The following is an 11574-nucleotide window of genomic DNA, read 5'->3' as shown; positions in this document are numbered from 1 at the left end:
ACATTTCTGACGGCGTTAAATACCGTTCAATGCGTAGATATCAGTATCTAAAGCCGTCGATTGTCATTCTACCGATATTAATAACTGATTCAGAGGCTGTAATGGTCGTTATTCATCACCCATCGCTTTTGTGATGGCGACCATTGACTTCTGTAGAGGGTGAAGTCTCTCCCTATTCAGCAATGCAACCTCGTGTTGCCAGGCTCAAATTACGAGCAAACATACAGGAATAAATCGATGACTATGACAAGACTGAAGATTTCGAAAACTCTGCTGGCTGTAATGTTGACCTCTGCCGTCGCGACCGGCTCTGCCTACGCAGAAAACAACGCGCAGACTACCAATGAAAGCGCAGGGCAAAAAGTCGATAGCTCTATGAATAAAGTCGGTAATTTCATGGATGACAGCGCCATCACCGCGAAAGTGAAGGCGGCCCTGGTGGATCATGACAACATCAAGAGCACCGATATCTCTGTCAAAACCGATCAAAAAGTCGTGACCCTGAGCGGTTTCGTTGAAAGCCAGGCCCAGGCCGAAGAAGCAGTGAAAGTGGCGAAAGGCGTTGAAGGGGTGACCTCTGTCAGCGACAAACTGCACGTTCGCGACGCTAAAGAAGGCTCTGTGAAGGGCTACGCGGGTGACACCGCCACCACCAGTGAAATCAAAGCCAAACTGCTGGCGGATGACATTGTCCCTTCACGTAAAGTGAAAGTTGAAACCACCGATGGTGTGGTTCAGCTCTCCGGTACCGTAGATTCTCAGGCACAAAGTGACCGTGCTGAAAGTATCGCCAAAGCGGTAGATGGTGTGAAAAGCGTTAAAAATGATCTGAAAACTAAGTAATTCGTCGTAATTCGTCCTCCCGAACTTTGTCGGGAGGCGCGATGTGCACCACACTAAAAATATCGCATTGAGTGATTTTCACGCTCATATCAAGCGGTGACATTAACTATGGTAAAGGAGACGCTTATGTTTCGTTGGGGCATCATATTTCTGGTTATCGCGTTAATCGCCGCCGCACTTGGGTTTGGTGGTCTGGCCGGTACTGCTGCAGGCGCAGCTAAAATTGTCTTTGTCGTCGGGATTATTCTGTTCCTGGTGAGTTTGTTCATGGGCCGAAAACGACCCTAGATTTCAGACCATTAAGAAAATTTTATCCAAAGCCAGTCCAACGGACTGGCTTTTGCGGTTTTAGCGAATAATAAATTGCGTTACTTTGTCCTTCTTTCACAACAAAAACAGGAAGGCAGAGGTGGGGCAGCGAATACCTGTAACGCTTGGTAATATTGCGCCGTTGTCGCTGAGGCCGTTCCAGCCTGGACGGATTGCTCTGGTGTGCGAAGGCGGCGGACAGCGTGGAATTTTCACGGCTGGCGTGCTGGATGAGTTTATGCGCGCGCAGTTTAATCCTTTCGATCTTTATCTCGGCACATCTGCCGGGGCGCAGAACCTCTCGGCGTATATCTGCAATCAGCCCGGTTACGCGCGCAAAGTCATCATGCGCTATACCACAAAACGCGAATTTTTCGATCCATTGCGCTTTGTCCGTGGAGGAAATCTTATCGATCTCGACTGGCTGGTGGAGGCCACCGCAAGCCAGATGCCATTGCAAATGGATACCGCAGCGCGGTTATTTGACAGCGGCAAATCGTTTTATATGTGCGCCTGTCGTCAGGATGACTATGCGCCGAATTACTTTTTGCCAACTAAACAAAACTGGCTGGATGTGATTCGCGCCTCCAGTGCGATACCTGGCTTTTATCGTAGCGGAGTGTCGCTGGAAGGTATTAACTACCTGGATGGTGGGATCAGTGATGCGATCCCGGTTAAAGAGGCGGCAAGGCAGGGAGCAAAAACGTTGGTCGTCATACGCACTGTGCCGTCACAAATGTACTACACGCCACAGTGGTTCAAACGCATGGAACGCTGGCTGGGTGACAGTAGCCTGCAGCCGCTGGTCAATCTGGTGCAGCATCATGAAACCAGCTATCGTGAGATTCAGCAATTTATTGAGAAACCACCGGGCCAGCTGCGGATATTCGAAATTTATCCGCCGAAGCCATTGCATAGTATTGCGCTCGGCAGTCGGATTCCGGCGCTGCGTGAAGACTATAAACTTGGGCGTTTATGTGGGCGTTATTTTCTGGCAACGGTCGGTAAATTATTGACTGAAAAAGCGCCGCTGAGCCGCCATCTGGTGCCGGTGGTGACGCCGGAGTCGATCGTTATTCCGCCTGCGCCAGTCGCCAACGATACGCTGGTTGCCGAAGTGAGCGACGCTCCGCAGGCGAACGACCCGACATTTAACAATGAGGATCTGGCTTGATTTGCCGTTTTATCGACACCCACTGCCATTTTGATTTCCCGCCGTTTAGTGGCGATGAAGAGGCCAGCCTGCAACGTGCGGCACAAGCGGGCGTAGGCAAGATCATTGTTCCGGCGACAGAGGCGGAAAATTTTGCCCGCGTGCAGGCGTTAGCGGAAAAATATCAACCGCTGTATGCCGCATTGGGCTTGCATCCTGGTATGTTGGAAAAACATAGCGATGTGTCTCTTGATCAGCTACAGCAGGCGCTGGAAAGGCGTCCGGCGAAGGTGGTGGCGGTGGGGGAGATCGGTCTGGATCTCTTTGGCGACGATCCGCAATTTGAGAGGCAGCAGTGGTTACTCGACGAACAACTGAAACTGGCGAAACGCTACGATCTGCCGGTGATCCTGCATTCACGGCGCACACACGACAAACTGGCGATGCATCTTAAACGCCACGATTTGCCATGTACTGGCGTGGTTCACGGTTTTTCCGGCAGCCTGCAACAGGCTGAACGGTTTGTACAGCTGGGCTACAAAATTGGCGTAGGTGGCACTATCACCTATCCACGCGCCAGTAAAACCCGCGATGTCATCGCAAAATTACCGCTGGCATCGTTGTTGCTGGAAACCGACGCGCCGGATATGCCGCTCAACGGTTTTCAGGGGCAGCCTAACCGCCCGGAACAGGCCGCGCGGGTGTTTGCTGTGCTTTGTGAGTTACGCCTGGAACCCGCAGATGAAATTGCCGAAGTGTTGCTTAATAACACGTATACGTTGTTTAACGTGCCGTAGGCCGGATAAGGCGTTCACGCCGCATCCGGCAGCTGGCGCACAATGCCTGATGCGACGCTTGACGCGTCTTATCATGCCTACAAGTTTATGCCGATCCGTAGGCCGTATCCGGCATGTCACAAATACAGCGCCGGAAATATCAACCGGCTCACCCCGCGCTCCTGTAACGCATCAGCCAACGGCTCAACGTCTTCCGGCGTGGCGCTCGGCCAGCTTTGCGCCTCGCCATACACGCCGTGGGCATGAAACGCGTTCAGGCGTACCGGAACATCGCCAAGTCCCTTGATTAACGCCGCCAGTTCTTCGATGTGTTGCAAATAATCCACCTGGCCAGGGATTACCAGCAAACGCAGTTCCGCCAGCTTACCGCGCTCTGCCAGCAAACAGATGCTGCGCTTGATCTGCTGATTATCGCGTCCGGTTAATTGCTGATGACATTCGCTCCCCCACGCTTTGAGATCGAGCATTGCGCCGTCGCACACCGGAAGCAATTTTTCCCAGCCGGTTTCGCTCAACATGCCATTACTGTCCACCAGACAGGTGAGGTGGCGCAGTTGCGGATCATTTTTGATAGCAGTAAACAGCGCCACCACAAACGGCAGCTGGGTCGTGGCTTCGCCGCCGCTTACCGTTATCCCTTCGATAAACAGCACCGCTTTGCGGATATGGCTAAGCACCTCATCCACGCTCATGGATTGCGCCATTGGTGTGGCATGTTGCGGACACATCTTCAGGCAGGTATCGCACTGCTCGCAGACTACAGCGTTCCACGCCACTTTGCCGTCAACAATCTGCAACGCCTGATGCGGACACTGTGGCACGCACTCCCCGCAATCATTGCAACGTCCCATCGTCCACGGATTGTGACAGTTTTTGCAGCGCAGATTGCAGCCCTGCAAAAACAGAGCCAGACGACTGCCTGGCCCGTCAACGCAGGAGAAGGGGATAATCTTACTGACTAAAGCGCATCTGCTGTTCATGGCTTATCACGCGCGGCTGGCGTTCCAGAATACGAGTGTTGCGTGCGGCCTCTTCGCCCAGCCAGGTGGTGTTGGTACGTGAACCTTCGGCACGATATTTTTCCAGATCCGACAAACGCACCATATAACCAGTAACGCGAACCAGATCGTTACCGCTGACATTGGCGGTAAATTCACGCATTCCGGCTTTAAAGGCACCGAGGCAAAGCTGTACCAGCGCCTGCGGATTACGTTTGATGGTTTCGTCGAGCGTCAGAATGTCGCTGATGCCGGAATAATAATAAGCATGATGCGGGGCGACAGTTTGCAGATGGGTAATCGGATCTGGCTCATCGCCATATGGTAAACGCGCGCCCGGCGTGGTGCCGATATCGGAACTGATCCCCGACTGTGCGTGTAACATGGCGCGTTTTTGCCAGCCATATTTCACAGGGGTATTGGCGACAAACTCCGCCAGTTGCGCGCTGATGCGATAACCCACTTCATTTGCGGTGGCTTCTTTACCGTAACGTGCGACAATTCCTTCTTTCTCACACAGTAAGTTAACTGCTTCCGCCAGTCCGTACATGCCAAACATTGGCACAAAACGTTCAGGGTTAATCAGCCCTTCTTTCACCAGGAAGCTATTCTCAAAGAAGTGTGATTGTTGATAGAGGAATTCACACCGCGCATCGATGATGGCGATCTGCTGTTGGCAGTAGTGCGGTAGAGTGCGCGTAAAGAAGTCCTCCAGCGATTCACTGCGCTCGGCAATGGCTTTCAGGTTTAGGCGTACCAGCGTGCTGCCACCACCCGCCAGCGGCAGTGAGTTGTAACAGCTCACAATCCCGTAGCCCCCTTTTGTGAAAATTTTATCATGCACCGGACCGTTGGCGATGTGCGGTTTGCTACATTCACAGATGTTCTTCGCCACTTCCAGCAGCAGGTCATCAGGGGTGATTTCAGGATCGTAGATAAAGGTCAGGTTCGGTGAAACCTGCTTCAACTCTGCGTCTGCACGTAAGATTGCGCGGGTAATGGGCGAATCAGACGGGCCGATATTGGCGTGCATAAAGGCATCTGGCAGGGTTCTGTCGAGGTAACGCCAGAAACGTTTTATTCGAATATCGATCTCGTCTTGTGTTAGAATTCTAACATACGGTTGCAACAACGCATCCAGTTGCCCCAGGTAGACCGGCATCGATGTGACCGACGGTACGTGGTGGTAAAGAATGGTCAGCAGAGAGAGTGCGTCATCAAGGTCTTTCGCGCCTTCCAGCTCCAGCCATTCGGAACCGTGCGCCAGAAAACGGGCGTAATCGGGTAAGACATAGCGCGGTTTGTACGGCGCATGACCTTCAAACATATCGCAGATTACCCCCTCATCCAGCGCGCGGCGGGCTTCGGCAGGCAACGCGGGGTAAGGCAGATTGTTTTCTGCTTCCAGTGCCAGAAAATGGCGCTTCTGCTCCGGGCTAAGTACCGGGCTGGTGACAATTTGCTGGCAACGTTGTTGCAGTGCATTTTCATGAGAAGTGGGCATCTTCTTTTCCTTTTATGCCGAAGGTGATGCGCCATTGTAAGAAGTTTCGTGATGTTCACTTTGATCCTGATGCGTTTGCCACCACTGACGCATTCATTTGAAAGTGAATTATTTGAACCAGATCGCATTACAGTGATGCAAACTTGTAAGTAGATTTCCTTAATTGTGATGTACATCGAAGTGTGTTGCGAAGTAGATGTTAGAATACTAACAAACTCGCAAGGTGAATTTTATTGGCGACAAGCCAGGAGAATGAAATGACTGATCTGAAAGCAAGCAGCCTGCGTGCACTGAAATTGATGGACCTGACCACCCTGAATGACGACGACACCGATGAGAAAGTGATCGCACTGTGTCATCAGGCCAAAACTCCGGTCGGCAATACCGCCGCTATCTGTATCTATCCTCGCTTTATCCCGATTGCTCGCAAAACTCTGAAAGAGCAGGGCACCCCGGAAATCCGTATCGCTACGGTAACTAACTTCCCACACGGTAACGACGACATCGAAATCGCGCTGGCAGAAACCCGTGCGGCAATCGCCTACGGTGCCGATGAAGTTGACGTGGTGTTCCCGTACCGCGCGCTGATGGCGGGTAACGAGCAGGTTGGTTTTGACCTGGTGAAAGCCTGTAAAGAGGCTTGCGCTGCGGCGAACGTCCTGCTGAAAGTGATTATTGAAACCGGAGAACTGAAAGACGAAGCGCTGATCCGTAAAGCGTCTGAAATCTCCATCAAAGCGGGTGCTGACTTCATCAAAACCTCTACCGGTAAAGTGGCTGTGAATGCGACGCCGGAAAGCGCGCGCATCATGATGGAAGTGATCCGCGATATGGGCGTAGAAAAAACCGTTGGTTTCAAACCGGCGGGCGGCGTGCGTACTGCGGAAGATGCGCAGAAATATCTCTCCATCGCCGATGAACTGTTCGGTGCTGACTGGGCTGATGCGCGTCACTACCGCTTTGGTGCTTCCAGCCTGCTGGCAAGCCTGCTGAAGGCTCTGGGCCACGGCGACGGTAAGAGCGCCAGCAGCTACTAAGGCTTGATTTGCCGGATGATGCAGCGATGCTCATCCGGTTCCCCGATTACCTCGTCTCTTTTCCACGGGAGGTTACCTTGTTTCTCGCACAAGAAATTATTCGTAAAAAACGTGATGGTCATGCGCTGAGCGATGAAGAAATTCGTTTCTTTATCAACGGTATTCGCGACAACACTATCTCCGAAGGGCAGATTGCCGCCCTCGCGATGACCATTTTCTTCCACGATATGACAATGCCTGAGCGTGTCTCGCTGACCATGGCGATGCGAGATTCAGGAACCGTTCTCGACTGGAAAAGCCTGCATCTGAATGGCCCGATTGTTGATAAACACTCGACCGGCGGCGTCGGCGATGTCACTTCGCTGATGTTGGGGCCGATGGTCGCAGCCTGCGGCGGCTATATTCCGATGATCTCCGGTCGCGGCCTCGGTCATACTGGCGGTACGCTCGACAAACTGGAATCCATCCCTGGCTTCGACATTTTCCCGGATGACAACCGTTTCCGCGAAATTATTAAAGACGTCGGCGTGGCGATTATCGGTCAGACCAGCTCACTGGCTCCGGCGGATAAACGTTTCTACGCGACCCGTGATATTACCGCAACCGTGGACTCCATCCCGCTGATCACTGCCTCGATCCTGGCGAAGAAACTGGCGGAAGGTCTGGATGCGCTGGTGATGGACGTGAAAGTGGGTAGCGGCGCGTTTATGCCGACCTACGAACTTTCTGAAGCCCTTGCCGAAGCGATTGTTGGCGTAGCTAACGGCGCTGGCGTGCGTACCACCGCGCTGCTCACCGATATGAATCAGGTACTGGCCTCCAGTGCAGGTAACGCGGTTGAAGTTCGTGAAGCGGTGCAGTTCCTGACGGGTGAGTATCGTAACCCGCGTCTGTTTGATGTCACAATGGCGCTGTGCGTAGAGATGCTTATCTCCGGCAAACTGGCGAAAGATGACGCCGAAGCGCGCGCGAAATTGCAGGCGGTGCTGGACAACGGTAAAGCGGCAGAAGTCTTTGGTCGTATGGTAGCGGCACAAAAAGGCCCGACTGACTTCGTTGAGAACTACGCGAAGTATCTGCCGACAGCGATGCTGACGAAAGCAGTCTATGCTGATACCGAAGGGTTTGTCAGTGAAATGGATACCCGCGCACTGGGGATGGCAGTGGTTGCAATGGGCGGCGGACGCCGTCAGGCATCTGACACCATCGATTACAGCGTCGGCTTTACTGATATGGCGCGTCTGGGCGACCAGGTAGACGGTCAGCGTCCGCTGGCAGTTATCCACGCGAAAGACGAAAACAGCTGGCAGGAAGCGGCGAAAGCGGTGAAAGCGGCAATTAAACTTGCCGATAAAGCACCGGAAAGCACACCAACTGTCTATCGCCGTATCAGCGAATAACGGTATACTGATCTGATCATTTAAATTTGAAGCACTGAGTACGGAGAACATATGAAACGTGCATTTATTATGGTGCTGGACTCATTCGGCATCGGCGCTACAGAAGATGCAGAACGCTTTGGTGACGTCGGGGCTGACACCCTGGGTCATATCGCAGAAGCTTGTGCCAAAGGCGAAGCTGATAACGGTCGTAAAGGCCCGCTCAATCTGCCAAATCTGACCCGTCTGGGGCTGGCGAAAGCACACGAAGGTTCTACCGGTTTCATTCCGGCGGGAATGGACGGCAACGCTGAAGTTATCGGCGCGTACGCATGGGCGCACGAAATGTCATCCGGTAAAGATACCCCGTCTGGTCACTGGGAAATCGCCGGTGTCCCGGTTCTGTTTGAGTGGGGATACTTCTCCGATCACGAAAACAGCTTCCCGCAAGAGCTACTGGATAAACTGGTCGAACGCGCTAATCTGCCGGGTTACCTCGGTAACTGCCACTCTTCCGGTACGGTCATTCTGGATCAGCTGGGCGAAGAGCACATGAAAACCGGCAAGCCGATTTTCTATACCTCCGCTGACTCCGTGTTCCAGATTGCCTGCCATGAAGAAACTTTCGGTCTGGACAAACTCTATGAACTGTGCGAAATCGCTCGTGAAGAGCTGACCAACGGCGGCTACAACATCGGTCGTGTTATCGCTCGTCCGTTTATCGGCGACAAAGCCGGTAACTTCCAGCGTACCGGTAACCGTCACGATCTGGCAGTTGAACCGCCAGCACCGACCGTACTGCAGAAACTGGTTGATGAAAAACACGGTCAGGTGGTTTCTGTCGGTAAAATTGCCGACATCTACGCCAACTGCGGTATCACCAAAAAAGTGAAAGCAACCGGCCTGGACGCGCTGTTTGACGCCACCATCAAAGAGATGAAAGAAGCGGGTGATAACACTATCGTCTTCACCAACTTCGTTGATTTCGACTCTTCCTGGGGCCACCGTCGCGACGTTGCCGGTTATGCTGCGGGTCTGGAACTGTTCGACCGCCGTCTGCCGGAGCTGATGTCTTTACTGCGCGATGACGACATCCTGATCCTCACTGCTGACCACGGTTGTGATCCGACCTGGACCGGTACTGACCACACGCGTGAACACATTCCGGTACTGGTTTACGGCCCGAAAGTAAAACCGGGTTCATTGGGTCACCGTGAAACCTTCGCGGATATCGGCCAGACTCTGGCAAAATATTTTGGTACTTCTGATATGGAATATGGCAAAGCCATGTTCTGATGGATTTGGGCGGAGCGTTGACTCCGCCTTTGTTATGTCACAAAAAGGATAAAACAATGGCTACCCCACACATTAATGCAGAAATGGGCGATTTCGCTGACGTAGTTTTGATGCCAGGCGACCCGCTGCGTGCGAAGTATATTGCTGAAACTTTCCTTGAAGATGCCCGTGAAGTGAACAACGTTCGCGGTATGCTGGGCTTCACCGGTACTTACAAAGGCCGCAAAATTTCCGTAATGGGTCACGGTATGGGTATCCCGTCCTGCTCCATCTACACCAAAGAACTGATCACCGATTTCGGCGTGAAGAAAATTATCCGCGTAGGCTCCTGTGGCGCTGTTCTGCCACACGTAAAACTGCGCGACGTCGTTATCGGTATGGGTGCCTGCACCGATTCCAAAGTTAACCGTATCCGTTTTAAAGACCATGACTTTGCCGCTATCGCTGACTTTGACATGGTGCGTAACGCGGTAGACGCGGCTAAAGCACTGGGCGTTGATGCTCGCGTTGGTAACCTGTTCTCCGCTGACCTGTTCTACTCTCCGGACGGCGAAATGTTCGACGTGATGGAAAAATACGGCATCCTCGGCGTGGAAATGGAAGCAGCTGGTATCTACGGCGTCGCTGCAGAATTTGGCGCGAAAGCCCTGACCATCTGCACCGTGTCTGACCACATCCGCACTCACGAGCAGACCACTGCCGCTGAGCGTCAGACCACCTTCAACGACATGATCAAAATCGCACTGGAATCCGTTCTGTTGGGCGATAAAGAGTAATTGTGTTTCGCTGAAAGGCGATTGCCTTGTGAAGCCGGAGCGGGAGACTGCTCCGGCTTTTTAGTATCTATTCATCAATAGCAACTGATTTATAGATTTACTATTATTTTTCATATGGATAGAAAATAAAATCCATTCAAGTATCTATTCACGAATCTATTCATTTATGTTCAGCCGTCATCCAGGAAGGGCATATCAGCAACTCTGGTGGACAACCATAAATTCCTGCCATTTTGCTTTTGATGTTTGAACTAAGCCGTTCCGTCTTTTCGATCTGTTTTAGAGAATTAATGGAGATACCTAACATTTTACTTACTTCAGCAAGTGATAGTTTATGCCTGATACGCACGGCGGTTAGCCAGGATATACCCTGGCTGAACATTAAATTGATAATCTCCCGTTCCTGGTTTTCCAGATCGATCATATTTCCTTCCCCGGATATTTAAATCAGTGAGTTACCTTACCGCCCCCGCTATCCACGTCGACAACTCCCGTAGCTCTTTTTCCTGTTCCGGGAAGTCAACCAACAGCGCTTCGCACTCCTGTTGCAGCATATCCGCGCGGTACAGGCAGCCTTGCAGTCGCCCGGCGAGAGCTTCCAGAGGTGCGGGGTTGAGGCTGTCGGTAAACACCTGGGCGCGGGTGATATGGCCTTTTTCAACGTCGAAATGCAGTTCCACGCCGCCCCAGGTGAAGCGTTCATCCAGCAGATGCGAGAACGCCGGAGCCTGACCGAAGTTCCACTCCCAGCTACTCTGACGGGCAAAGGTTTCGGCGAAGTTCGGCAAGTCTGGCGTTTTGTCCGGGGAGATGATTTCCGCTTCCACGCGCTCGCCATAATGGGCGAAAAAGGCCTCGGTTATGGCCTCGCAAACCTGCTCATGGGTGATCCCCGGTAGCAATTCGGTCAGATTGGTCACGCGGGAACGCACTGAGGTAATGCCTTTCGCCGCCAGTTTCTTTTTATCCGGATTGAGATAGTTTGCCAGGCGGCTAAGGTCGGAATTGAGCAGCAAAGTGCCGTGGTGGAAGCCACGATCTTTGGTTTCGCGATAGGCCGAGCCTGAGACTTTGCGGTCGCCTTCGGCGGTTTTCACCACCAGATCGTTACGGCCGGACGCTTCGGCGCTGACGCCGAGCGCGTTCAGAGCATTGAGCACAATCGACGTGGAGATAGTTTTATCGTACTCCGGCTTGCCAGCCATAAAGGTAAAGCAGGTATTACCGAGATCGTGGAACACCGCGCCGCCACCGCTGCTGCGCCGCGCCAGGCGGACGTTATCTTCTTCCATCCGCCGGGTATTACACTCTTTCCACGGGTTCTGTGCGCGACCAATCACCACGGTGTCGGCATTGCGCCAGAGAAACAGAACGCGCTGCGTGGCGGGCATCTGGCGAAAAATACACTCTTCCACCGCCAGGTTAAACCACGGGTCGTAAGAGTCAGAGATGAGCAGGCGTAATGTGGACATAACGATTTCC

Annotated in this window: 12 protein-coding genes; 8 read left to right on the top strand and 4 right to left on the bottom strand. The window is 52.7% G+C overall.

Annotation, left to right across the window (positions count from 1 at the left end; translation table 11 throughout):
- The first annotated feature begins 237 nt into the window (after positions 1 to 237).
- From osmY to ACJHYW_RS02365, 4 genes are all read left to right on the top strand, one after another.
- Positions 238 to 843, top strand: a complete 606-nt coding sequence (osmY, locus tag ACJHYW_RS02380; RefSeq protein ID WP_001295410.1) for a molecular chaperone OsmY — start codon at positions 238 to 240, stop codon at positions 841 to 843.
- A 126-nt stretch (positions 844 to 969) separates the two neighbouring features.
- Positions 970 to 1131, top strand: coding sequence for a DUF1328 domain-containing protein (locus ACJHYW_RS02375; protein WP_000490275.1), 162 nt, complete (start codon positions 970 to 972; stop codon positions 1129 to 1131).
- A 121-nt stretch (positions 1132 to 1252) separates the two neighbouring features.
- Positions 1253 to 2326 carry a patatin family protein gene (locus ACJHYW_RS02370; RefSeq protein WP_001298490.1) on the top strand — a complete coding sequence of 358 codons (1074 nt, stop codon included), beginning with the start codon at positions 1253 to 1255 and terminating at the stop codon, positions 2324 to 2326.
- Entirely contained in the window at positions 2323 to 3102 is a 780-nt protein-coding gene (locus tag ACJHYW_RS02365; protein ID WP_000563056.1) for a metal-dependent hydrolase, read from the top strand. Before ACJHYW_RS02370 ends, ACJHYW_RS02365 begins: the two co-directional genes overlap by 4 nt.
- 116 nt (positions 3103 to 3218) lie before the next feature.
- Here ACJHYW_RS02365 and ACJHYW_RS02360 read toward each other — a convergent pair whose 3' ends face one another.
- Both ACJHYW_RS02360 and ACJHYW_RS02355 read right to left on the bottom strand, forming a co-directional pair.
- Positions 3219 to 4082: a YjjW family glycine radical enzyme activase gene (locus ACJHYW_RS02360; RefSeq protein WP_001088366.1), complete on the bottom strand. Its 864-nt coding sequence runs from the start codon at positions 4080 to 4082 to the stop codon at positions 3219 to 3221.
- On the bottom strand, positions 4054 to 5604 hold the full coding sequence (locus ACJHYW_RS02355) for a YjjI family glycine radical enzyme (protein WP_001143211.1): 1551 nt from the start codon (positions 5602 to 5604) through the stop codon (positions 4054 to 4056). The genes ACJHYW_RS02360 and ACJHYW_RS02355 overlap by 29 nt, the downstream gene beginning before the upstream one ends.
- Before the next feature lie 257 nt (positions 5605 to 5861).
- On the opposite strand from ACJHYW_RS02355, the gene deoC reads away from it, so the two are divergent.
- The 4 genes from deoC to deoD all read left to right on the top strand — a co-directional run bounded on the left by deoC (position 5862) and on the right by deoD (position 10092).
- Positions 5862 to 6641 (top strand): deoxyribose-phosphate aldolase, encoded by a 780-nt coding sequence (deoC, locus tag ACJHYW_RS02350; protein WP_001330391.1) that lies wholly within the window; start codon positions 5862 to 5864, stop codon positions 6639 to 6641.
- Between the two features lie 77 nt (positions 6642 to 6718).
- On the top strand, positions 6719 to 8041 hold the full coding sequence (gene deoA / locus ACJHYW_RS02345; protein ID WP_000477811.1) for a thymidine phosphorylase: 1323 nt from the start codon (positions 6719 to 6721) through the stop codon (positions 8039 to 8041).
- A gap of 51 nt (positions 8042 to 8092) precedes the next feature.
- Positions 8093 to 9316 carry a phosphopentomutase gene (gene deoB, locus ACJHYW_RS02340; RefSeq protein ID WP_000816471.1) on the top strand — a complete coding sequence of 408 codons (1224 nt, stop codon included), beginning with the start codon at positions 8093 to 8095 and terminating at the stop codon, positions 9314 to 9316.
- 56 nt (positions 9317 to 9372) lie between these two features.
- Positions 9373 to 10092: a purine-nucleoside phosphorylase gene (gene deoD, locus ACJHYW_RS02335; protein WP_000224879.1), complete on the top strand. Its 720-nt coding sequence runs from the start codon at positions 9373 to 9375 to the stop codon at positions 10090 to 10092.
- Positions 10093 to 10252: 160 nt separating this feature from the next.
- On the opposite strand, the gene ACJHYW_RS02330 is transcribed toward deoD, so the two are convergent.
- Together ACJHYW_RS02330 and lplA are read right to left on the bottom strand one after the other, a co-directional pair.
- Positions 10253 to 10516 carry a helix-turn-helix domain-containing protein gene (locus ACJHYW_RS02330; protein ID WP_000566145.1) on the bottom strand — a complete coding sequence of 88 codons (264 nt, stop codon included), beginning with the start codon at positions 10514 to 10516 and terminating at the stop codon, positions 10253 to 10255.
- A 31-nt stretch (positions 10517 to 10547) separates the two neighbouring features.
- Complete coding sequence (gene lplA / locus ACJHYW_RS02325; RefSeq protein ID WP_000105873.1) at positions 10548 to 11564, bottom strand: lipoate--protein ligase LplA; 1017 nt, start codon at positions 11562 to 11564, stop codon at positions 10548 to 10550.
- Positions 11565 to 11574 lie beyond the last annotated feature (10 nt).

Source organism: Escherichia sp. WS3063, from assembly GCF_046486595.1.
In the GTDB taxonomy this organism is placed as follows: Bacteria; Pseudomonadota; Gammaproteobacteria; order Enterobacterales; family Enterobacteriaceae; genus Escherichia; species Escherichia coli.
The sequence above is the reverse complement of the archived record's forward strand: the minus strand, read 5'-3'. Positions and strand labels throughout refer to the sequence as shown.